At 42.5% G+C, this 21,667-nt stretch carries 20 protein-coding genes; 3 read left to right on the forward strand and 17 right to left on the reverse strand.

Features of this window, described 5'->3' with window-relative positions:
* Positions 1 to 7: 7 nt before the first annotated feature.
* From Q0H92_RS06685 to Q0H92_RS06750, 14 genes are all read right to left on the reverse strand, one after another.
* Positions 8 to 967, reverse strand: coding sequence for a BsuBI/PstI family type II restriction endonuclease (locus tag Q0H92_RS06685; protein ID WP_296013162.1), 960 nt, complete (start codon positions 965 to 967; stop codon positions 8 to 10).
* On the reverse strand, positions 939 to 2,450 hold the full coding sequence (locus tag Q0H92_RS06690) for an N-6 DNA methylase (RefSeq protein WP_296013163.1): 1,512 nt from the start codon (positions 2,448 to 2,450) through the stop codon (positions 939 to 941). The genes Q0H92_RS06685 and Q0H92_RS06690 overlap by 29 nt, the downstream gene beginning before the upstream one ends.
* Before the next feature lie 439 nt (positions 2,451 to 2,889).
* Positions 2,890 to 3,219 carry a hypothetical protein gene (locus Q0H92_RS06695; protein WP_296013165.1) on the reverse strand — a complete coding sequence of 110 codons (330 nt, stop codon included), beginning with the start codon at positions 3,217 to 3,219 and terminating at the stop codon, positions 2,890 to 2,892.
* A complete protein-coding gene (locus Q0H92_RS06700; RefSeq protein ID WP_296013167.1) occupies positions 3,219 to 3,641 on the reverse strand; it encodes a hypothetical protein in 423 nt (140 codons plus the stop codon). The genes Q0H92_RS06695 and Q0H92_RS06700 overlap by 1 nt, the downstream gene beginning before the upstream one ends.
* A 337-nt stretch (positions 3,642 to 3,978) precedes the next feature.
* Positions 3,979 to 5,352: a nickel pincer cofactor biosynthesis protein LarC gene (gene larC, locus Q0H92_RS06705; RefSeq protein ID WP_296013169.1), complete on the reverse strand. Its 1,374-nt coding sequence runs from the start codon at positions 5,350 to 5,352 to the stop codon at positions 3,979 to 3,981.
* Positions 5,349 to 6,050, reverse strand: a complete 702-nt coding sequence (gene larB / locus Q0H92_RS06710; RefSeq protein ID WP_296013171.1) for a nickel pincer cofactor biosynthesis protein LarB — start codon at positions 6,048 to 6,050, stop codon at positions 5,349 to 5,351. The genes larC and larB overlap by 4 nt, the downstream gene beginning before the upstream one ends.
* Entirely contained in the window at positions 6,047 to 6,856 is an 810-nt protein-coding gene (larE, locus tag Q0H92_RS06715; protein ID WP_296013173.1) for an ATP-dependent sacrificial sulfur transferase LarE, read from the reverse strand. The genes larB and larE overlap by 4 nt, the downstream gene beginning before the upstream one ends.
* 30 nt (positions 6,857 to 6,886) lie before the next feature.
* Positions 6,887 to 7,801: a permease gene (locus Q0H92_RS06720; RefSeq protein ID WP_296013175.1), complete on the reverse strand. Its 915-nt coding sequence runs from the start codon at positions 7,799 to 7,801 to the stop codon at positions 6,887 to 6,889.
* A 111-nt stretch (positions 7,802 to 7,912) separates the two neighbouring features.
* Positions 7,913 to 8,947 carry a DUF362 domain-containing protein gene (locus tag Q0H92_RS06725; RefSeq protein WP_296013177.1) on the reverse strand — a complete coding sequence of 345 codons (1,035 nt, stop codon included), beginning with the start codon at positions 8,945 to 8,947 and terminating at the stop codon, positions 7,913 to 7,915.
* A gap of 116 nt (positions 8,948 to 9,063) precedes the next feature.
* The gene (locus tag Q0H92_RS06730; RefSeq protein ID WP_296013179.1) at positions 9,064 to 9,627 is read right to left on the reverse strand and encodes a flavodoxin; all 564 of its coding nucleotides are present in this window, start codon (positions 9,625 to 9,627) and stop codon (positions 9,064 to 9,066) included.
* Positions 9,628 to 9,771: 144 nt separating this feature from the next.
* A complete protein-coding gene (locus tag Q0H92_RS06735; protein WP_296013181.1) occupies positions 9,772 to 10,728 on the reverse strand; it encodes an aldo/keto reductase in 957 nt (318 codons plus the stop codon).
* Positions 10,729 to 10,879: 151 nt separating this feature from the next.
* Entirely contained in the window at positions 10,880 to 11,773 is an 894-nt protein-coding gene (locus Q0H92_RS06740; protein WP_296013183.1) for an alpha/beta hydrolase, read from the reverse strand.
* A 541-nt stretch (positions 11,774 to 12,314) separates the two neighbouring features.
* Entirely contained in the window at positions 12,315 to 13,505 is a 1,191-nt protein-coding gene (locus tag Q0H92_RS06745; RefSeq protein WP_296013185.1) for a site-specific DNA-methyltransferase, read from the reverse strand.
* 10 nt (positions 13,506 to 13,515) lie between these two features.
* Positions 13,516 to 14,301 (reverse strand): restriction endonuclease, encoded by a 786-nt coding sequence (locus tag Q0H92_RS06750; RefSeq protein WP_296013187.1) that lies wholly within the window; start codon positions 14,299 to 14,301, stop codon positions 13,516 to 13,518.
* A 324-nt stretch (positions 14,302 to 14,625) separates the two neighbouring features.
* Here Q0H92_RS06750 and Q0H92_RS06755 point away from each other — a divergent pair, with 324 nt between their 5' ends.
* Positions 14,626 to 15,522, forward strand: coding sequence for a LysR family transcriptional regulator (locus Q0H92_RS06755; protein WP_296013189.1), 897 nt, complete (start codon positions 14,626 to 14,628; stop codon positions 15,520 to 15,522).
* A gap of 42 nt (positions 15,523 to 15,564) precedes the next feature.
* Here Q0H92_RS06755 and Q0H92_RS06760 read toward each other — a convergent pair whose 3' ends face one another.
* The gene (locus Q0H92_RS06760; RefSeq protein WP_296013191.1) at positions 15,565 to 16,467 is read right to left on the reverse strand and encodes an effector binding domain-containing protein; all 903 of its coding nucleotides are present in this window, start codon (positions 16,465 to 16,467) and stop codon (positions 15,565 to 15,567) included.
* Positions 16,468 to 16,892: 425 nt separating this feature from the next.
* Between Q0H92_RS06760 and pnuC the strand changes: the two genes are divergently transcribed.
* A complete protein-coding gene (gene pnuC / locus Q0H92_RS06765) occupies positions 16,893 to 17,606 on the forward strand; it encodes a nicotinamide riboside transporter PnuC (protein ID WP_296013194.1) in 714 nt (237 codons plus the stop codon).
* 44 nt (positions 17,607 to 17,650) lie between these two features.
* Here the strand turns inward: pnuC and Q0H92_RS06770 are convergent, their stop codons facing one another.
* Together Q0H92_RS06770 and Q0H92_RS06775 are read right to left on the reverse strand one after the other, a co-directional pair.
* Positions 17,651 to 18,106: a MarR family transcriptional regulator gene (locus Q0H92_RS06770; RefSeq protein ID WP_296013196.1), complete on the reverse strand. Its 456-nt coding sequence runs from the start codon at positions 18,104 to 18,106 to the stop codon at positions 17,651 to 17,653.
* A gap of 90 nt (positions 18,107 to 18,196) precedes the next feature.
* A complete protein-coding gene (locus Q0H92_RS06775; protein WP_296013198.1) occupies positions 18,197 to 20,059 on the reverse strand; it encodes a cache domain-containing protein in 1,863 nt (620 codons plus the stop codon).
* Between the two features lie 271 nt (positions 20,060 to 20,330).
* Between Q0H92_RS06775 and Q0H92_RS06780 the strand changes: the two genes are divergently transcribed.
* Entirely contained in the window at positions 20,331 to 21,665 is a 1,335-nt protein-coding gene (locus tag Q0H92_RS06780) for an MATE family efflux transporter (protein WP_296013200.1), read from the forward strand.
* The last annotated feature ends 2 nt before the right edge of the window (positions 21,666 to 21,667 follow it).

A 21,667-nucleotide genomic window follows, 5' to 3' on the forward strand; every position in this document is an offset into this window, starting at 1 on the left:
GAAAAAATCACTTATGCGGACCGATGAATTTATCGCCGTTAAAATGAATCATGTGGTCAGGATTATCGGCAATCCATGCTTCTGTTTCCCAAGCTATGTCGTGCGCGAATCTTACGAATGTGCTTCTGTCAGGAAAAGCTGAAATAAAGACCAAGTCCGCATTCACGTTTGAAAACAAGTCTTTCAGCTCGATATATCTCTTGCTGTCAACAGGTCCGTGAGAGGTTACGGATTCAACAAGAACAAGCCACTTTTTATCCTCAACATAAAGAATCACATCCGGCATTTTTCCATGCTCAAGAACATTGAACAGTAAATTTCCTGCAATCTCTTGGTCGTAATATCCCCATTTCTCGCCAGTGTCGCCGATATAAACCAACGTGCTGTTCGGAAGGAATCTAGGCGCAAGCTGCTCAATAATATCTTTTATAAGCTCGCTGTGTTTTCCTGGAGAAATCTGAATTGAGTGCTCATCCTTAATTTTTACGGAAACCATATTCATTTCCCGTTCATGGGCATATTGTTTTGAAAGCGATTCCTGATTTTTCAAGAAGTCCTGAATCTTCGTCTCAAAATCCTTTGTTCCATAAGTTTTTATCACATCAAATGCGACGGGTGAAATCTGATAGACGGCTTTCGGACTGTTGACAGGGCGCGAAGAGTCATCAGGATTATACAAAACGATTCCAGCCTGAACCAGCTGATGAACACTGAATCTTCTGAAAGTCTCCCTTGAATTCGGAGCATATTCTTTCTGGTAATTTATCTTTGTAAAGTCCATCATAGGAGTTATTCCAATCAGAGGATTTTCAATATTCTCCCAGCTTTTTTCAGGCGTAACATTTAAAAGCGCAAGCAGGCAATATGCGGTTCTGTCGTTAAGCTGAGCCGACGGCATCCCGAATTTTTCCAGAATATCAGTCGCCTGCTCTATTTTTTCAGAAATTTGCTGCTGCAGATTTTTCATTAAGACACTCCGTTGCTATCGAATCAAAAAGCTCCTGATTCCAGCCGTCATATTTTTCAAGCTTTTTTCCAAGCTCAATCAGTTTTTCTTTTGAGGGAAAAGGCAAATTCCTTAAATCCGTTGCGTTCACCTGCGTATGCCCGCTGAATTTCCGGAACTGCTCATCAAAAAATGTCGTGTTAAGCCAGGCAACAAGACCTAATGCAACTTCTTTCTGCAGACCTTTTTTATCAAAGTGAAAGACATTCAAGTGATTTTCAAATGCGAAACTTGAAGTGTGAATATCATCGGCTGTTACCAGCGAGGCGACAATTCTTTTTTTCTCTTCTTTTGTTGAAAATCTTTTTACAACAACATAGTTTCCAGTCGGAACAAACATCGATTCCGTTTCTTCTGCAAAAATAATCGCGTTCGGCTTTTTAGATTCTTTCGGCCAGTCCGTTCTGTAATTTCTGAAATGCACCGGATAAAGCAGCGGAACGGAATTTTCATCAGGAGCTTTTCTGATAAAATTCTTTGCACGGAAATCAACAACCGCCCCTGTGGAAACTGAAACTCCAGTTTCTTTTAAGGAAACAAATGCGCAGTCAAAAAAGTTCTCAGCTGCCGAAGATGACAAAAATGACGGAAGCGGAATGTTTATGTATTTTTCTTTATCAAACGGATTCACGATTTCCTTAAAATCGTAATATTTTTCGGTCAGATTCTCAAAATCTGCGCCATTTGAATACGAGATTTTCACATCACGCTGAGGAGTTCCTTTTTGAAGCAGAATAATTATGTTTTCCTGCAGAACCGATTCATCCTTGAAAGCGTCTTTTCTTGATTCAAAAAGATGAATCTGTCTTATTGAACAGTTTTTCAATATGAATTCGCGGAAAGGTTTATAGTAAAGTCCGTTGCAGAAACTCCGCGGAATTATCGCAACAAGATTACCTTTATCTTTTAGCTGCGCGATTGCAGCTCCCACAAAAGCGGAATACAAATTGACTGTCTCAAGTCCAAAACAGCGGCAAAATTCCCTCGCGGAAGATTTTGAAAGAATTTTCTTGTATGGCGGATTCATTATGATGTGTGTAAATTCTTCGTTTTTTCCAAAGGAATATTCAAACGAAGTTTTTTCCAAGAAATCCGCATTGTAAACCTTAAAATCAAAATCAGTAAAATTCTTTTTTTGCTCAATCAGATTTTGTGTTAGCTTTCCAAGAACTTCTATATCGATGTCGTAAGCGGAAAGTTTTATAGAAGGATTTTTCCAGTTTTCTTTTTGAATTCTATTTAGAAACGCGCATGAAAGAATTCCGATTCCCGCGCCGGGGTCTAAAATATTCAAATCGTCATTTGTTGCAGGAAAAAGAGAAGCCATAAATTCCGCGATTGCATAAGGCGTAAAATACTGCCCGAAATCTTTTTTGTGGATTTCAGAAGTTTCAACAGCGTGAATTTTTCGTTCTGTCTCAATTTTTTCTGCAACTGCGAGCATGATTATTGTATAGCATAAAACTGCTGTTTTTTCTATTGGGAAATACAGTTTGCAAACAGTTTTTTTCCATTAGGAATTGCAGTGCCTGCAAAACAAAACAGTCCGATGCAAGAGGGCTGAAAACACAAGTTTTAGTCACTCAAAAAAAGATGAGTCCGCAGTTCGTACTGAATACGATTTGCGGAATTTGAAAAACCAGCAATCGTATTGAGTACGATTCAAGAAAATTGCGAAAAACGACATTCGTATTCAGTTCGATTTGCGTTTTAACATAAAGCCAGCAATCGTAGCGAATACGAATCAAGAAATTTGAAAAACCGATTTTCGTACTGAGCACGATTGCTGATTTTGAAGAAAGCAAGTTTCGTACTCAGTACGATTTTTCTGTCTAGCCTTGGTTTATTTCGAAATGGATTTTCGGTAAACTCGACTGTCATTTTCAGCAGTTTTTACTTTGCTTCCTTGAGATTTTTTTATTCCGCAGTGCAAGTACGGCAAAAAGCACGATTCCGCACAAGGCGACAATCACACCGAGAAGAGCGTCCTCTTTGCTTAGGTCAAGAAACGGCTCTCCGCCGGCGACATTCGCAATTCCGTCAACGCTCCACATTATCGCCGCCGCCCAAAAAGCGAGCATTGTTGTAAAAAGAGGCTGGCTGAATTTTCTTATGCCATAACCGTGTGATTTTTCCGCGCCGCCAGTTTTTTTTGAAACGAAAAACAGCACGGAAAACACAATCGCCACGGCAACTGTAATTATCAGGCACATCAGGCGATCGCTCCTGAAAGTTTAAGCGCAGAAGATTTTTTCTTCAGACTTTTTACCAATGCCGCAATTCCGATTCCAGCCGCCCAGACCGCAGTTGTAAGCAGAGCCATTCCGACTCCGACCGTCGTCATTTCGCGCAGCATTTCAGGAATTTCAGCCGAATTTTTCATCGCCGTAAGGAAAGGCGGAACAAGGCTGATTTCTCCGTGATACAAATGCTCGACTGCAAGCAGGAAACTTCCGCCGTAAAGCATTTTTTCAAGGATTCCGAGTTTTTCTTTAAGCACAGCGATTTTGTGATTTTTCGCCGCCACAACCTCATCCGCCTCTTTGATGACAGAATCCACATTGTGCCTGAAAACAATTTTCTTTGCGACTGTAAGAACAACAGCCTCCGCCAATGGAACAGTAAAACATGCCATAATTTCCTCCAAAAAACTCAATGAGAAAATTTCAATTTTCGATTTGAGTTTTTAGTTGTTTCGCAACGCAGTGAACTCGCAACGCAAGTTTCCAGCGGAAACAACAGTTGATATAGAAAGTTTGCAACGCAAACTTGTAAACAAAAACTTTGACGCTATCTTAGGCAAAGTTTTTGTTATTCCTCCAAAAAAATTTATGTCATTATCGGGCTTGACCCGATAATCTACTACAAAGTCATAACAGATTCCTGACCGAGTTTTCAGAACAATCTGATTTTTTACAGATTCCCTTGTCAAGCAAGGGAATGACAGCACAACAAGAATGAAAACAGACAGTTTATTTCTCGCACTCACTCACGATTTTATTGTAGACTTCGCCAAACGGCTTTTTTGTCTTTCGTGCAATCCGCGAAACGCTTTCGTATTCCGGGTAAAAACGTTTTTCGCCGTACACGTCCACAACTTTCACATCCGCGCTTTCGCCAAAAACTTCCACAGAACACACCGAACGTGCAAGGCAAGTGCGTTCCATTTCTGCCCTTCTGATTCCGATTGTTGTTGTGTGCGTAAAAATTATTTTTTCCATTTTCGCCGCATCTTCAGCTTTGCAAAGCACAACCAAGAGCCACGCCGGGCGGTTCTTTTTCATAAAGCACGGAAGATACTGAACGTCGAGCGCGCCTGACGCAAAAAGTTCTTCCATCACAAAGCCCAAAGTCTCGCTGGTTGAATCGTCAATGTTCGTTTCAAGTTTTATAATCTTATCGTGCAAAGCGGATGAAGTCTGATTTTCAGAATTGCTTTTTTCCGTTTCAACAAGCATTGCACGCACAATATTCGGAACGCCGTAATTTCGTTTTCCGGCTCCCATCCCGATTTTTTTAAGCACAAAATTTTTCGGCAAGGTGAAATCCGTTGCAACCGCAGCCACAAAAGCCGCTCCAGTCGGAGTAACAAATTCTCCGCGCTCCCCGGTTATTTTTAGCGGAATAGAAAAATCCTGAACAATATTCGCGACCGCCGGAACCGGAATAGGAAGAATTCCGTGCTGACAGCGGACAGTTCCCGTTCCCTCGCACAAAAACGGAACAAAAACTTTTTCAACGTGAAGGCTTTCAAAACAGACCGAAAGCGCAATCACGTCAACAATTGAATCAATCGCGCCAACCTCGTGAAAATGAACGTCCTCAACCGGCTTTGAATGAGCCTTGCTTTCCGCCTTTGCGATTATCTCAAAAATTTTATGCACAAGTTTCCGCGCGTTTTCTGTCATTTCCGTCCTATCGATTATTTCAAGAACGTCATGCAGATTCCGATGCTCGTGTCCGTGAACTTGTTCTCCGTGATGATGACTTTCATGCTGAGCCGCGTGAGAATGTTCTTCTGATTCAGAATGATGATGGAAATGTCCGTGCGTATTTTCGCAATGCTCGTGGCAATGCCCGAGTTCTTCATCTTCCGCGTACTCATGCCCAAAAAGATAGTTCATGTCGTGGTCATGGTTTTCGTGTTCCGAATCCAAAATCACATTGAAGTCAAGGCAGGAAACGCCGTTTTTTTCCACGCGCTTTATTTCAGTTTTAAATCCTTTTGCTGGAATGCTCGCCAACGCTTTTTCAAGTGCCGTTCTGTCCGCGCCCACATCAAGCAAAGCCGCAACCGCCATATCGCCCGAAATTCCATAGTTACATTCAAGATACAAATCGCTCATTTTTCACCTGCCTGATTTTTTACACTTCCGCCGACTGCAAGACGGTTTATCTGCGTTGCAATGTAGCCCGCGCCGTAGCCGTTATCTATGTTCACAACACTGATTCCGTTCGCGCAGGAATTTATCATCGACAAAAGAGCCGAAAGTCCGCCCAAGTTCGCACCGTAGCCAACCGAAGTCGGAACTGCAATAACAGGAACGCTCACCAATCCGCCAACAACGCTTGCAAGCGCGCCTTCCATTCCTGCAACCGCGACAACAACATTCGCCTTTTCAAGTTTTTCAGTCTGGGAAAGAAGCCTGTGGATTCCGGCAACGCCAACGTCAAAAATACGCTCCACCCGCGAGCAAAAAAATTCCGCAGTCTGGGCAGCCTCCTCTGCAACAGGAATGTCCGCAGTTCCTGCCGTACAAACCGCAATGTTTCCAGCAGGATTTTTCTTTTCGCCCTGAACTTTTATGATTCTTGAAACGCTGTCGTAAGTTGCCTGCGGAAGAATTTCCTTTACAATCTCAAACTGCTTTTGCGTGGCACGAGTTCCAAGGACTTCGCCGTTCGCCTCAAAAAGTCTTGCAAAAATATCTCTTAAAAATCCGTCATCCTTTCCTTGGCAAAAAACAACCTCGCTGAATCCAGTGCGCTCCTTGCGTCCTGTGTCGAGCTTTGCAAATCCCAAGTCGCAAAAAGAATCTTTCATTTTAAAACCTCGTTCATCGAGCCGGTTCTGTAGCCCTGCAAGTCAAGCGAAACGTACAAAAATCCGAAGCTTTTCAACGCGTCCACAATTTCTTCCCGGAGCGAAAAAGCCTTTTCCATTTCCGCAGGTGTAACTTCGATTCTTGCAAGATTTTCACCGTGGATTCTTACCCTAAGCTGACCAAATCCCTTGTCGAGCAGAAACTGTTCCGCCTTGTCAACCATTGAAAGTTTTTTCTCGCTGATTTCTTCGCCATAAGGAAAACGCGAGGAAAGGCACGCGAACGACTGCTTTTTCCAAGTCGGAAGATTCATTTCCTTTGAAAGCGCGCGGATTTCTGCCTTGTACAAACTGCAATGACGCAGCGGACTTTTTACGCCAAGTTCCGCGACTGCCTGCAATCCCGGCCTGTAGTCTCCGTTGTCGTCCAGGTTGCTTCCCTCGCAGACAAAAGCGATTTTATTTTCTTTTGCAAGCGAGATGATTTTTGTAAAAAGCTCCTTCTTGCAGAGATAGCAGCGGTTCTTCGGATTGTGGCGGAATTCCGGAATATCAAGCTCTTCAGAATCCACAATAAAATGACGGATTCCTTCACGGGTGCAAAATTCTTCCGCCTCATCTGCCTCGCGCTTTGGAAAGCTGCAGGATTTCGCCGTAACAGCAACCGCATTTTCGCCAAGAACATCGTGCGCAACTTTCAGCAAAAATGTCGAGTCAACTCCGCTGGAAAACGCGACCATCACGCTTCCAAGCGAACGAAGATAACTTTTAAGATTTTCAAGTTTTTCGTGAATTTCTTCAGCCATATTTTATCTTTCCTTGTCCTTTATCGGCATTTACAAAATCAGATTCACAACAAATCCTGTCAAAAATGAAAACAGAATCACGTATATTATATAGAAGAAAAAATGTTTTGCTCCGAGAGCAATTTTAAGCGCGCCAAGATTCGTGATTTTTGTTGAAGGACCTGTGAGCATAAAAGCCGCCGCGCTTCCCGCGCTCATTCCTTCGCTGAGCCACTGCTGCAAAAGCGGAATCGTGCCGCCGCCGCAAACGTAAAGCGGAATTCCAACGGTCGCCGTCATAAGAACGCCGAACGCCTCGTTTCCCTTGCCGAAAACTTTCGCCATCGCATCCGCCGGAACATAACGCTGAAAAACCGCTGAAAGCACAATTCCAAGCAAAAACATCGGGCAAGTCGCCTTTACATTCCGCCCAAGATTTTTTACAAGCCTAAAGAAAATGTTCGGGTCTGTGTCGCGGTTGCGCGGCCCGTCAAATGATGAAAAATCAAAGTAAGATTTGCCGTCCTTTTTGCAGTAGAAAACACGCACAAGAAGCCCTGCAACAATTCCCATCAAAAAGCAGCCTGCAATCCGCACAAAAAGCATTGTCCGTCCAAGCGCCGTCGAATAGATAATCAGCTGAGGATTCAGAAGAATCGAGCTCATCATAAACGCGGCAAGAAAATCGTCCTTTATTCCCTTGCGTGAAAAAGCCGCGCAGATTGGAATTGTTCCGTACATGCAAAGCGGGCTTGCAACTCCTAAAAGAGAAGCGAATACAATTCCCGCGATTCCCGGAACTTTTTCGCCCAAAATCTCCGCCGCCCGGTGAATGTAGTTTTTTGCGAAAACCGACACCGCAGAGCCAATCAACATTCCAAGCACCCAGTACCAGAAAATCTGCCGCAGCTGCAAGTCAAAATAATACCAAAGGTAAACCGCTTCACGCTGAATGATTTCTAACATTTTCTTCTATATTTATTACTAAATCTCAATGTATTGTGTCATTCCCTTGCTTGACAAGGGAATCTCTGATTTACAAGAGATTGCCGGAACAAGTCCGACAATGACAAACCGCTATTTTATCTCAACAAGGCGGTAGTTTCTTGTACCTTTTCCAAGTCCGATTTCTGCGGCGTGCTCCAGTGCGTGCCGTCCGTTGCGCTGCTCAATTCTGTTTATCAAAGACTTTGCAGAATCCCCATCTTTATTCTTGTAAGTGTAAATCATATCGATTGCAGCCTGGTCAATTGCAAGCGGGTCTGTTGAGGCAAGAATTCCGATGTCCTTCATTTCCGGCTCGTGCGGATGTCCGTCGCAGTCGCAGTCAATTGAAATGCGGTTCATAACGTTCACAAATGCTATTCCCTTTTCGTTGCCCATGTAGTCACAAACGCCTTTCGCCGCTTCCGCCATGCTTTCGGTGAACAAATCCTGATTTTTTCGTCCATCTGTATATGTTCCCCAAAAACTGTTGTCCGTGCTTCTTCCGCCCGAATGAATCAAGGATTTTCCAGAACGTTTGGTTGAAGTTCCGCTTCCAAATCCGATTGAAAGATTCTTGATTGCGCCGCCGAATCCCGCCATCGCGTGTCCTTTAAAGTGCGACAGAACAAGGTATGAATCATAATTCTTGAAATGTGAGCCGACGTAATCGACTTTCAAGTTTTTTCCGCCGTTCACAGGAATTTCCATTTCGCCGTCCTCGTCAAGCAAATCGAAAGGCGCGATGTCCAAAAATCCGTGGTCTTTCACAACCTGCTTGTGCATCGCGTTGGAGGCGCGGCTTCCGCCATAGGCTGTGTTGCACTCGACGATTGTTCCGCCTAGCTCGTCTTTTACAAGTTTTCCAATCAAAGAAGGACGAAGATAGTTTGAGGCAGGCGGCTCGCCAGTGCTGATTTTTACGCCGACTTTTCCGTGCGGCTGCCAGCCCATCGCCTTGTACACTTTCACAAGACTTTCAGGCGTAATCTCGCGCGTAAAGTAAACAACTGGCGCGTTTTTATCCGTTGTTTCGTAAGTCTTGTAGTTTTCAGTCTGCGCAAAAATCGCAAATGCAGAAATGAAAACCGCAAGCAAAGAAAGAATTCGTTTTTTCATTTTTTTCATAATTCCTCCAAAAAGGATTAAAAAATCTGTATATAATTTATAGAATAAATTAAAGTTGAATTAGTTACAAACTGTAACTAAAAATATATTTAATACAATTAGCGTAAGTTGTCAATCTACTTCGCTAGCCACTCGCTCACTTCTTTTTTCACAGTTGCTGCATTATTCTGGGCGGTTGTTCCGCGGATTGCAAGGACGCTTTCAACTGTCGCGTTCGGCTCGGCTTTTTTCAGTTTGCCCTGAGTTCCTGCCGCGCCGCTTCCCTCGTGAGTGCAGAACGGACGGATTGTCTTTCCGCTCAAATCAACAGCGTCCAAAAAAGTGTAAACGCACATCGGAGCGTCGCCCCACCAGATTGGATAGCCGATAAAAACCGTGTCGTACTGAGCCATGTCCGGGATTTCCACCGCAAGAGCCGGCCTCTCGTTCGCGCGCATTTCTTTCATCGCCTCCTCGGTTGTCGCCTTGTAGCCTTCAGGATATTTTTTTACCGTTTTAAGCTCCAGAATGTCCGCCCCGGTCTGAGACGCAATCTCCTTTGCAGCTTTCGCAGTGTTGCCTTCCGTAATCGTGCCAACGCCGTACTGCTCGCCGGTCTTTGAATAATAAACCACAATCGACTTAGCGTTTGCAAAACCTGCCATCATCAAAACTCCTAAAACAAAAATCAGTTTTTTCATGTTTTACTCCAAGATAATTTGTCTCAATAATTTGTCTCACTTTTCTATAAGAATAATCTGCCACAAATAAAATTTAAAATGCAAATTTTTTATATTCAGAATAACTTTTATTTATGGCGTGAATTTTATTCATCAACCCGACTCCTAATAATTGATTTCCACATCCTTAAAATGTTGCGCGCTTTCCCAAGTTCCTGTGTAGAATCTTTGCTCGCGGTTCAGAGAGCGGATTTTTTCCATGTCCGCATCGGAAAGAGAAAAGCCGTAGACCGCGATGTTTTCCGCAATGTGGGCAGGATTTCTTGCGCCCGGAATTGTGCTGAATCCTTCCTGAACGTGCCAGCGCAAAATTATCTGCGCCGGAGATTTTCCGTATTTTTCCGCAAGAGATTTTATTGTGGAATCGGCAAAAAGCGTTTCGTTTCCCTTTCCGCTTCCGCCAAGAGGAAACCAGCCCTCAACGGCAAGATTTTTTTCCGCACACTTTTTTCTGAATTCAACGCGCTGCGCATAAGGATTAAGCTCAATCTGAACAATCACAGGCTTTATCTCCGCCTTTGCATAGACATCCTCAAAAACTTTCTCGTTCAGGTCAAAATTAGAAAGACCGATTGCCCGGACTTTTCCCTGACGCACAGCCTCTTCAAGCGCACGGTAACCTGCCATGTAGTCGCCAACCGGCTGATGAAGATAAACCAGATCCACGTAATCCGTTCCGAGCCGTTCAAGCATCTTATCGATTGACTGAGCGCCGTTTCCATTGCTGTAATCCGTAGGCCAAAGTTTTGAGGTAATCCAGATTTCCGAGCGAGAAATTCCGCTTTCCTTGATTGCCTTTGCAATTCCGCGCTCGTTTCTGTACGCATGGGCAGTGTCAATGTGCCGGTAGCCGTCCTTCAAAGCCTCAAGAACCGCGTCATGCGCCTGCTGCTCGCTCGAACCGTAAGTTCCGATTCCGAACTGCGGAATTTTAAGTCCGTTGCCAAGCTGAATCGTGGCATAATTATTTTCCGATTTCATTTCAGAATCCTCCGCAAAAGCAAATGCGCCAAACACAACCGCCGCCGCAAAAAACGATGCAATAAAAACTGATTTTTTCATCCTGATTTTCTCCATATTATCTAAAAAAAGTCTCATCTCTGCTGTCATTCCCTGACTTGTTCAGGGAATCTCTATTTTCAAGGATTACCGGGTCAAGCCCGGCAATGACATAGGAGCAAGCACAATAATGACACAAAAGCACAAAAGTCTTTTACTTTATGACCTTTATCATTTTGAGCCAGGCAAGAAATTCCTCTGGCCACAAAGCGTTAGTGTACGGCTCGTGACCCATTCCAAAATTGTGTCCGCCCTGACCAAAAAGATGAAGCTCCGCAATTCCGCGTTTCTGCCAAGCCTGAAAAACTTCAAATCCGCTCTGCCCCGAAAGCTCGTCATCGCTGGACATTGCGGCAAAAAGCGGCGGAAGCTCTTCCGGCATTTCCCTCATCACAAGCTGGCCGTAAATCGAGCCGATAAAGTCCACACGGCTTTCATCAGGCGCACATTCCGCATTGTAAACAGCAAGCAAAGCCCCGGCGGAAAATCCAACGATTCCAATCTTGTCCGGCTGAACATTGAATTCCGCGGCGCGCTCACGCACAAGTTTCACAGCGGCGCAAATGTCTTCAAAAGCAAAATCAGGCGTCTGCGGCGCATAGTTTCCGCTCAAGCCTCCAGCACGGTAGCCAGCCATTTTTTCAGCCACAAAAGCCTGATGCTCAGCCTCATCACGCGGAGTCTCTTCCGTCCGGTATTTCAAAATAAAAGCCGCAAATCCCTGATTCCTGAACCATTCCGCAGCCTCAAAACCGCCGCTTCCAAAAGTGTGATGCAAAAACGCGCCGCCCGGAGCAATAATCACCGCTGCCCCGTTCGCTTTCCTTTTTGCCGGAAGATACGGAATCAGCGCAGGATTTTTCACATTACGCACAAACTGCCCCCGCCCTTCAATCTCGTACCACTGCTCCGTTTCCGACGAATCAGGCTTACCGTAAAGATAAATCTGGTTCTTAAACTCAGGAGCCTTGATGTACTTCACTTCCTGAGCATTCGCCACAGCCGAAAACACAACCGCCGCCGCAAAAGTCAACAAAATCTTTTTCATAAAACCTCCTATTAAAAAGTCAAGATAAAAACTTCAGTTTTAGGATTGACTTTTTAAGTTGTTTCGCAACGAAGTGAACCCGCAACGCAAGTTTCCAGCGGAAACAACAGATGATAAGAAAGTTTGCAACGCAAACTTTTAAAGATAAAAACAGATGCCATTTTCGGCTGTTTTTATCTTATCTCCATGATTTTCTGTTTACAGTCAAATAATAATCCTTTCACAATAAAAAAGTCCAATCGAATTATTGAATTAGCAATAAAGAAATTTTATCACAAAAAGCGGAGAACATATGACAACAACAAGTTCTGATAACGTTTTGCAAAATCACTCGCGGACGAAGAACGTTACAGTAACGCAAGCAGAAGTTGCCTGCGAACAAGGAACGTTATTATAACATTTTATAAAAGTACGTGCGGTCGGCAAACGTTAAAATAACGCTAAGCGAAATTGTTTACAGACAAGGAAAATTAAAATAACGTTTTAGGAAATTGCGTCAGGTCGGGGAACGTTATGGGGAGACAAAAGGAGAAAATCAAACTCACGCAGTTACCAGCACTTTTGGAGTTTTCTGTATAACAAGAATATTTTCATTATGCAGATTTTGCTCTTGCTTTTCTGAAATAGTAACAAATTCAAAATCACTTTTGAAAAGAGTTTCATTTTCTTCATTCAGCTTTTTCCTTGCAACTTCCATCGCCTTTTCGGACTTGTCTATTCCAATCCAGTGTCTGCCTAGTTCTTGTGCGGCAACTAAAGTTGTTCCTGAGCCACAGAAAAAATCCATAACCAAGCTTTCAGGATTTGAGGAAGTCTGAACAATGAGCTTTAAAAGGTCAAGATTTTTTTCTGTCGGATAAACTGGGTACTGGTAATCCTTAAAATCCCAAATGTCCTGCAACTTTTTTCCTTTCTGCTCGTCCGCAAAGATTTTTCGGCGGGGAACTCCGTTTTTTGACCATTCAATCAAGCCCTGCTCGTCAAGTTTTTCAAGTTCTGCCGGAGAAGTTCGCCAGTGCCTGCCTTTTGGTGGCAACATTCCTTTGAAAGTTCCGCCTGTAACTCCGTCTTTTGTCTCGCCCGGAGCGTGAAGCGGAACTGTTGTGTAAAATCTGCCCTGCCCGTCAATTTTTTTGTAAAGCCGTGCTTTGTCTTCTTCTGAAAAAGGAACGAAAGGCTCATTCCAAATTGGATTATTTGTCTTTGAATAAAAAAGAATCAAGTCTTTAATGTTTCCGAAAGCCTTGCGTGAAAAATTTTTTGGATTGCACTTTATTCTTGTTATATCATTCCTGAAATTTTCAGCACCGAAAATTTCATCCATTATGATTTTTACGTAATGCCCGATTTTGTAGTCGATATGAAGATAAATAGAACCGTGTTCGCTTAAAAGCTCACGTGCCAAAATAAGACGTTCCCGCAAAAATTCAAGAAAATCCTCGCCAAGAAGATTGTCCGTATAAGCGATTTCGTCTTTTTTGCTTGAACTTATCGTGCTTGTGCGCTCCTCGCTGATTGTGAAAGTTCCGTTAGTCGCAAAAGGCGGGTCGATATAAATTAAGTCAACCTTGCCTTTTAAATTTGAATTGTGAACGAGAATCCGCAAGGCTTCCAAATTGTCGCCGTTAATCAAAATATTTTCTTTTTCTGAAATCGGCTTTGAAAAGTCTGACTGCGGAAGAGCTTCGAGGATTTCTTTTTTCGATTTTTTGCCGTTGTAAGTGAGTTCCATTTTTTGCTCCTTACAGACTTTTTATAAAATCTTTCAAAAGCAAGGCTGACATTACATTTTCTTCGCAGTGGTCTTCAGTTATTGCCTTATACATTTTGTTGTTAGTTTTTAGCCAGCAAACACCATCAAGAATTGCTATCTTTGTAGCTTTTACATTTGGAGCTGTCAGAGTAAGAATAGCATCTTCCAATTGAGCATCTTGATGTCCGCCAAAATCAGACAAAAATTTTGCCTCTCCAATTAAATATTTGCCATTAAAACGGCCTACAAAATCCAAGCCTTTATTTCGCTTGTAATTTACGGTTCTAAAAGCCCAGTCCATCATTTCTTTGTCAGAAGCATCGAGAATTGCATTTTCATTTGTTTTCTCAAAATCTGTTAATGAAAGAATTTTTGTTTCTTTGAAACTGTTTTTACACCATTTTTTGAAGAGAGGACCAATCTGCCTGTTTGTCTCTTTTGGTTCTGTGCATTTTTCACGGATTTTGCCTAAGCCCATTTCATAAAGTCTGTTGCAAAGTCGTTTTACAGTTTCTGGATTATTTTTAAGTGCGTTTGCTGTGTCTCGCCTTAGAAAAGGAATATAAGAATCTTTTATTGGAAACAAATCAAGATAAAGAAGATATTTTATTAAGCAGTTGTCGTCTTTGTTATTAAATGCCTGAACAATACTGTCCCAATATTCTTCATTTATCTTTCGTATTTTGTTTGGAGTCATCGGATAAACATCAAAAAGTTTGTCGAGATAGTTTTTATTATTTGCAAGTTCGATACTGCGCTGCATCCAAACATTCATGATTTTGTTCTCCAAAATTAATTATTGTTTAAAACACTATACACAATTTTTGGCAAAACTTCCATAGTGATTTACGTTAGGGATTGTAGGGGCACGCTGTAGGCGTGTTCCGAAGTGTAGTGCAGCAATGGAGCGACAGCGTAACCCTGAAAAGCCCGACCCGAGCGGTTGTTGAGCTTGTCGAAACAGAGCGAGGGGAACGCCCAAATAAAAACATCTTGCTTGCGTCCACTCATTGCGTAATGTTCCGTCCACAATAAAAAAAGTCCAATCGAATTATTGAATTAGCAATAAAAAAGTTTTATCATAGAAGGCTGAGAACAGATGACGACAAGACAGATTGAATGCGCCATTGAGCTTGCGCATACGCTTAATTTCAGAAAGGCTTCGGAAAATTGCAACATAAGCCAGCCGGGGCTTTCTTACCAGATTCAGACGCTCGAAGAGGAAGCCGGGTTTACGATTTTTCTTCGCTCCGGGAAAGGTGCGAATCTTACGCCTGCAGGAGCCGCGTTTATTTCAGAGCTTGTAAAAATCAAGGAAAACTTGCGCCGCGCGGTTGAAACTTCAAAAAACATAAGCCATGGATTTTCGGACTCGCTTTCTGTTTCGCTTCCGCTTAGGAGCGCGCTTTGCTATTTGCCGCAGATTATGAAGGAATTCAAAAATGAATTTCCGCACGTTCTCCTGAACATTCTTTTTCAATATGGAAAAAGCCGCACGGAAAATTTTCTTGGCGGAAACACGGACATAATGTTCGGGCGGAAAAACGCGCTTTCGCACATTCCGCAGATTGAGCTTCACACGATTTTTCAAAGCCGCATTTATCTGATTGCTCAAAAAGAGGATTCGCTTGCAAAAAAAGAAATCATCACTCCACAGGATTTAAAAGACAGAACGCTGATGATTGGAGGAGGCTCGCCGCCGGAACTGAAAAAAGCGCAGGACATTGTAATTGATTCAGTCCACGTGCAGACGATGAACAGCGAAGACCATTTTACCACGCTCGTAAATGTTGCCGCAGGAAATGGAGTATGCCTTTCGCCCGGATTCTGCAACGACCGCACAGAAGAATTCAAGTGGATTCCAATAACATTCGGCACGCCAATCGACTGCGTTTTAGCCATAAGAAGCGACGACCGCCGGGAAACAACCAAACGATTCATAGAAATAACAAAAGAAATTTACGAGCAGCACAACGAAGAAGATGAGCAGCTGTAGAAAAACAGGCAGAAAACATTTCGTACTGGATACGCATCTCCCCTACTTCCGTTTTACAGGAATCCAGATTGCGCTTTTATAGTCTTCGTCCGTCATTGAGCCGCGCGGAATGTCGTACCATTCGATGTTGTAGCCTGCTGACATTTCATAGTCGGGATTACCGGGAAGCCATTCCTTGAAGATTTTTGTGTTCACGCTCTGTAGGGCTTTCGGCATCGGACCGACACATTTGAACTTTGCCCATTCCAAATCCGGGAACTCAAAGAGCGTCATTCCGGCCTGAACTTTGCCGCCGCAGTATTTTCCTGCAACCATATAGCGGAATTTTCCGCCGCCGATGTCGTCAATGCACACTCCGTACTCGCCGATGCAGTTTTCCTTGACCGTAAGCTCAATTTCCGACAAGTCCTTTTTTCCGCTCCAGACTGCGCCAAGATATTTTTCGCGGAGCTCGTCCCAGAATTTCGGAATCTCGGAGTATGAAGTTTCCGGGTCAAAAATCCTCTCAAAGCCAATCACCTTGAATCCGGACATAGGGCTAACCGCAAAGTCAAGTTTTTCCATTCTGTTTCCTCCTGTGATGGAAATTGTGATTTTCAGCGGAAGAAAAACATGAAGCGACTCAGGCGAATTTTTGAGCTGAACCGGCGAGACTCCGTGAAATCTCGTGAACGCGCGCGTGAAGCTTTCCGGAGTCTCGTAGCGGTACTTGAGCGCGATGTCTATCACTTTTTCCTTTCCGCCCAGAACGTCAAGAGCCGCAAGATAAAGCCGCCTGTTCCTGATGTACTCGGCAGGCGTCATCCCGGTGAGAATCTTGAATCCGCGCTGAAAATAGAACGGAGACATAAAGCTTTCCGAAGCGACATCATCGGCCGAAATTCCGTCGCAAAGATGAGCCTCCATAAAAGCGATTGACTTTTTCATCACCGTAAGCCATTCCATTGTCTTTCTTCCTTAAAAAAGCCAGTGTGAAAGTTTCATTTTCCGATTTGACTTTTTTGCAATCCGCTGTCATTATCCGGCCCGACCGGACAATCTTTTGCGCCGCAGTCCCGCGGCACAATCACAGAATACACCGGAAACAAAATCAGCTCCTGTCATTTTCTGCGCAGTTTTGTCCTGCGTCAAGAGGGAATTACAAAATAACTCCTCGCTTGACAAAAAAAATCTCTCAAAGTATAGTTCTATAAAATTTTAATTTTCTGCCACCGGGCAGAAGAATGCTATAAAGAGCATTCACAAAGGAATATCGGTAGGTCTGGAGAAATCCATGCAGATATTCTTTTGCGAATGCTTTTTTTTTGCATTAATAAATTTGGTCAATTTGAAAATTGATATTTTCTCATTGTCTTTTTATAGGAGTATTTATGAAAAAAAATCTTATTGTCCCGGAGCTTTCCGTTCCTGAAAAGATTCTCTGGGCGGCTTCTGCGGTTTGCGTTACGTTTCTGTTCTGTCTTGTTCCGCAAAAAAATCCGCTCACGCTGATTGCAACGATTGTGGGCGTAACGTCGCTTCTTTTTACCGCGAAAGGACACGTTTCCGGGCAGTTTCTTCAGCTGGTTTTCTGCGTGCTTTACGCAATTGTCGCACTCGGATTCAAATATTACGGCGAGGCGATAACTTACATGGGAATGACATTTCCAAGCGACCTTTTTGCAGCGATTGTGTGGCTAAAAAATCCGTCCAAAAAAGGAAAGACTGAAGTCCGAATGGCTCACCTTACTCCGAAAAAATCCGCAGTGGCAATTCTTGTAAGCACGGCAGCGACTGTCATTTTTTATTTTGTACTGAAAAAACTGAACACTGCGAATCTTGAAATCAGCACGGTCTCTGTTGCAACAAGCATGATGGCCAGCGTCCTTACAATTATGCGTGTTCCTTACTACGCGCTTGCCTACGCCGCAAACGACATCGTTCTGATTATAATGTGGATTATGGCGAGCGTTAAAAATCCGGTTTATGTTCCGATGATTTTTAATTTTGCAGTTTTTCTGGTAAACGACATGTACGGCTTTTTCAGCTGGAAGAAACTCCGCAGAATTCAGGAGGAAGGAGAAAACACGCTGGGCAATGAATGAAATTATTCACAAAGAAAAAACATCAAACTGAAAACTTCTAAAAATCAAATCAGTTCTTGCTCCTTGAACTTATTTTCCAGTTCGTTTTTATATTTTTCTGTCAGCGAAAGAAACTGGGATTTCTCTTCTGGTGTCCAGCTGTCAAAAACTGAATTTTCGGCGGAAATCATCGGGACAACGGATTTTTCGGCAAGGGAAAGGCCATTTTCTGTGAGCGAGACAATCACGTTGCGACCGTCGCCGGCAGTTCGCTTTACAAGACCAAGAGATTCAAGTTTTGAAAGCGCGGAATTTATTGTCTTTCGGCTGATTCCGTAGCGGTGAGTGAATTCGCTTTGGTTGCAAGGTCCGCCCATGTCGTAAAGACAGTAAAAAATCCAGGAAACGCTGTCCGAAAGCGAGGATTTTGCGTTCACTTTGTGGTAAAGCTCGTCAATCTGATTCATAAGATACGCAAACCGCCGCGTTGCCTCGTGTGAAAAATTTTGATTTTCTGCCATTTTTTCCGCCATTTTGCCAAAAGATTTTCTGAGCAAATTATACAGCAAATCAGGAAAAAGTTAAAACTTATGCGGCTTTTGAAAACTTATTTACACAATATATTTTTCCGTTTGAATTGAAAGTTCCTTTGCAAATTTTTTGTTTTCAGAAGCCATGCCGATGAGTTTGTCCGCATTGGAATTTATTATTTGCGTGGACTTTTTTATTTCGTCAGTTTTTAAAGACAAATTCTGGGCGGCATTTTCAAGTTCCTTTACTTGGGCAACAACATTTTCAATTCCAGAATTCATTTGCTTTGAATTTTCAATTATTGTATGCGTTGTGTCCTTTATGTTTCCAAGCGCATCTACAATTTGCTTGCTTCCGATTGACTGCTCTTCCATAGAAGAACGAATTTCTGTAATTAAAGAATCGTCGCTTGAAATTTGATTTACGATTTCACCAAAAGTAAGACCTGCGCTGCTTGCCGCATCTGTAACTTCATTTATGTTGTCGATTACGGAAGAAAGCGTCTGCTTTATGTAATGCGACTGTTCCGTTGTGCTTTCTGAAAGCTTGCGGATTTCTTCGGCGACAACTGCGAAACCTTTTCCTGCTTCTCCAGCGTGCGCGGCTTCAATTGCGGCGTTCATGGCAAGAAGATTTGTTTGCTGGGCAACGGACTCAATGACTTTGTTTGTGTCCAGAAGTTTTTTAGATTCAGAAGAAACTGATTCTATGAGATTGATTACATTTTCGATTTTGTTTTTTCCGTCTTCTGAATCCGAAGAAAGCTTGTTGAAACTGTTGCCGAATTTATCAATATTTTCTGTGATTGATTTTATGTTTGAAATCATTTCCTCTACAGCCGCAGAGCTTTGAGAAAGAGCGTCGTTTTGATCATGAATCTGCGCGGAAAGCTGATTTGTAATTGAACTCATTTTTCCCATTGTGCTGACTGTAAGTGAAACTGTGTCGAACTGCATTTTCGCTTGGTCTGCAAGTTCCAATGAATTGTCTGAAATCTGCTTTATCTCTGATGAAATTCCCGAGCTGTTTTCATTCAGGTTTTCTGCGACTTTGCTTAGCGAAACAATATTCTGCTTTGAAACGGCGACCATCTTGTTTATGGATTCTGTGAAAGCGTTTATGCTGCACCGCATTTTACTGATTTCATTTTTTCCTTTTTCTGTTGAAAGTCTGAGCGTAAGATTTCCTGCCGCCATTTTTTCGAGAATGCGCGCGGTTTCTTCAATCGGTTTGGAAAATTTTTTGGAGAAGAAGAGGCTTACAAAAATTGCGGCGACCAGCACAACTGCCATTGTTTCAAAAATGTAAAGCAGAAGTTTTGAAAAGTGCGTTCTAACTTCACTTTCAATTTGCTGAAGTTCAACGTTTATGTCGTCATAATAATTTCCGCTGCTTACAATCCAGTTCCAAGGTTTGAACAGCATTGAATATGTTCTTTTTGGCGCAACAGTTATTCCGTCTGACTTTGTAAAATAAAATTCGCTGAATCCGCCTTCTTCGTTTGCCTTTACGACGCTGAGAATTTTTTGGATTATTGTTACGCCGTTTTTGTCTTTAAGATTTTTGCGATTCTGGCCTTCGTTCTGCGGAAGAATTGGATGCGCAATGAGCGTGCAGTCTGTCGCGTCAATCCAAAAGTAGCCGGAATTGTCGTCTCCGTAGCGGATATTTTTTATAACTTCTATTGCTTCTTTTTGCGCCTGTTCATGCGAGAGAGTTCCGTTTTTCTCTTCCTCATAAAAAGTCTTTAAAATTGAAATGGCGTTTTGAATTTGAAATTTCACGGAATCATCGTAGCCTTTCATGCGTTCAGACCTTACGCTTTCTGTGCTGAACTTTTGGATTTTTCCAATTCCGATTTTTAAAGTGCTGATTATTCCGATGCTGGCAACTGCCATGAGTGAAATGCAAAATGCAAGAACAATGGTTTTTATAGATTTCATTTGTAAATACTACCTTTCAAAGTAGATAATATCTCTTGGTAATATTTTTGTAAATATATTTACTGAATAGAATTAAAAAGTTTAAAACAGTATAATTATTTATAACTATTTTCATAATTGCGTTAGATTTTCGTTAATGCAATGTTAAAAAGGAGGTTTATTTTGAAAATCGCATTGATTCAGGGAAGCTCGCAGAAAGACAAAAATCCGCGCATTTTCAAAAATAAATTCTCTTGATTTTCTAACGTCGCAATGTTTATAATCTTTCACTATGGAAAAAAATCTTACTTCGGGCAGCGTTTTAAAAAATGTTGTCTGTTTTTCTTTGCCTTATCTTCTTTCATATTTTTTGCAAACTCTTTACGGAATGGCGGATCTTTTTATAATCGGGCAGTTTGGAGGCGTGGAGCAAACTACTGCTGTTTCAATCGGAAGCCAAGTCATGCACATGATTACGGTTATGATTGTGGGACTTTCGATGGGTTCTACAGTTATAATTGCAAGGGCGGTCGGCGCGGAAAATAAAAAGTCTGCTTCATGCACGGTTGGAAACACTGCGACTCTTTTTATGCTGATTTCTGTCGGGCTTGCTTTGATTCTGATTTTTTATGCGCGGCGGATTGTTTTTGCAATGTCTACTCCTGAACAGGCCGTTAACGGAACTTTTCTTTACCTTTCAATTTGCTTTGCAGGAATTCCTTTTATTACAGCGTACAATATAATCAGCTCAATTTTCCGCGGACTTGGAGATTCAAAAAGCCCGATGTATTTTATTGCGATTGCTTGCGCGGCAAACATAATTCTTGATTACATTTTTATGGGCGCGCTGAAACTTGGACCTGCCGGAGCCGCTCTTGGAACAACTCTTTCTCAGGCCGTGAGCGTGGCGATTGCTTTGGCTGTAATCATAAAGCGAAAACTTATTTCAGTAAGCCGAAGTGATTTTATTTTGCGGCGCGAAATTGTGTTGCCCATCTTGAAGATTGGCTTTCCTGTCGCAATGCAAGATGGCTTTATTCAGATTTCTTTTATTTTGATTACCATAATTGCAAACAGACGTGGACTTGCGGATGCCGCCGCTGTTGGAATTGTTGAAAAAATAATGAGCTTCATGTTCCTTGTTCCGTCGTCAATGCTTTCAACAGTTTCTGCTCTTGCAGCTCAAAATATCGGAGCAAAAAAATATGACCGTGCGGATTCCACATTGCGGTTTGCGGCTTTTATTGCAACTGGATTCGGACTTACGATGGCTGTTTTGATTCAGTTTTCAGCTTCATCTTTTGTTGCACTTTTTACTGCGGATTCTGCTGTTGTTCTTTTGGGCGCTCAATATTTGCGTGGCTACATCTGGGACTGTTTTCTTGGCGGAATACATTTTAGCTTTAGCGGATATTTTTGCGCGCTTGGAAAATCTGGAATTTCATTTTTGCATAACTTGCTTTCGATTGTTCTTGTCCGCGTGCCTGGCGCATATTTCATGTCGAAACTTTTTCCTGAAAATTTGTTTCCGATGGGAATTGCAACGGCGTGCGGCTCTTTGCTTTCGGTTATAGTTTGCGTAACTGCTTTTTGCATTCTTAGAAAAAAGAAAAACTTTAGATTATAGTG

Source organism: uncultured Treponema sp., from assembly GCF_934725225.1.
Classification (GTDB): domain Bacteria; phylum Spirochaetota; class Spirochaetia; order Treponematales; family Treponemataceae; genus Treponema_D.

What these genes read in the sequence shown, in the direction of transcription:
- Q0H92_RS06685 (WP_296013162.1), bottom strand. Translation starts at nt 967, where the DNA reads ATGAAAAATCTGCAGCAGCAAATTTCTGAAAAAATAGAGCAGGCGACT.
- Q0H92_RS06690 (WP_296013163.1), bottom strand. Translation starts at nt 2,450, where the DNA reads ATGCTCGCAGTTGCAGAAAAAATTGAGACAGAACGAAAAATTCACGCT.
- Q0H92_RS06695 (WP_296013165.1), bottom strand. Translation starts at nt 3,219, where the DNA reads ATGTGCCTGATAATTACAGTTGCCGTGGCGATTGTGTTTTCCGTGCTG.
- Q0H92_RS06700 (WP_296013167.1), bottom strand. Translation starts at nt 3,641, where the DNA reads ATGGCATGTTTTACTGTTCCATTGGCGGAGGCTGTTGTTCTTACAGTC.
- larC (WP_296013169.1), bottom strand. Translation starts at nt 5,352, where the DNA reads ATGAGCGATTTGTATCTTGAATGTAACTATGGAATTTCGGGCGATATG.
- larB (WP_296013171.1), bottom strand. Translation starts at nt 6,050, where the DNA reads ATGAAAGATTCTTTTTGCGACTTGGGATTTGCAAAGCTCGACACAGGA.
- larE (WP_296013173.1), bottom strand. Translation starts at nt 6,856, where the DNA reads ATGGCTGAAGAAATTCACGAAAAACTTGAAAATCTTAAAAGTTATCTT.
- Q0H92_RS06720 (WP_296013175.1), bottom strand. Translation starts at nt 7,801, where the DNA reads ATGTTAGAAATCATTCAGCGTGAAGCGGTTTACCTTTGGTATTATTTT.
- Q0H92_RS06725 (WP_296013177.1), bottom strand. Translation starts at nt 8,947, where the DNA reads ATGAAAAAAATGAAAAAACGAATTCTTTCTTTGCTTGCGGTTTTCATT.
- Q0H92_RS06730 (WP_296013179.1), bottom strand. Translation starts at nt 9,627, where the DNA reads ATGAAAAAACTGATTTTTGTTTTAGGAGTTTTGATGATGGCAGGTTTT.
- Q0H92_RS06735 (WP_296013181.1), bottom strand. Translation starts at nt 10,728, where the DNA reads ATGAAAAAATCAGTTTTTATTGCATCGTTTTTTGCGGCGGCGGTTGTG.
- Q0H92_RS06740 (WP_296013183.1), bottom strand. Translation starts at nt 11,773, where the DNA reads ATGAAAAAGATTTTGTTGACTTTTGCGGCGGCGGTTGTGTTTTCGGCT.
- Q0H92_RS06745 (WP_296013185.1), bottom strand. Translation starts at nt 13,505, where the DNA reads ATGGAACTCACTTACAACGGCAAAAAATCGAAAAAAGAAATCCTCGAA.
- Q0H92_RS06750 (WP_296013187.1), bottom strand. Translation starts at nt 14,301, where the DNA reads ATGAATGTTTGGATGCAGCGCAGTATCGAACTTGCAAATAATAAAAAC.
- Q0H92_RS06755 (WP_296013189.1), top strand. Translation starts at nt 14,626, where the DNA reads ATGACGACAAGACAGATTGAATGCGCCATTGAGCTTGCGCATACGCTT.
- Q0H92_RS06760 (WP_296013191.1), bottom strand. Translation starts at nt 16,467, where the DNA reads ATGGAATGGCTTACGGTGATGAAAAAGTCAATCGCTTTTATGGAGGCT.
- pnuC (WP_296013194.1), top strand. Translation starts at nt 16,893, where the DNA reads ATGAAAAAAAATCTTATTGTCCCGGAGCTTTCCGTTCCTGAAAAGATT.
- Q0H92_RS06770 (WP_296013196.1), bottom strand. Translation starts at nt 18,106, where the DNA reads ATGGCAGAAAATCAAAATTTTTCACACGAGGCAACGCGGCGGTTTGCG.
- Q0H92_RS06775 (WP_296013198.1), bottom strand. Translation starts at nt 20,059, where the DNA reads ATGAAATCTATAAAAACCATTGTTCTTGCATTTTGCATTTCACTCATG.
- Q0H92_RS06780 (WP_296013200.1), top strand. Translation starts at nt 20,331, where the DNA reads ATGGAAAAAAATCTTACTTCGGGCAGCGTTTTAAAAAATGTTGTCTGT.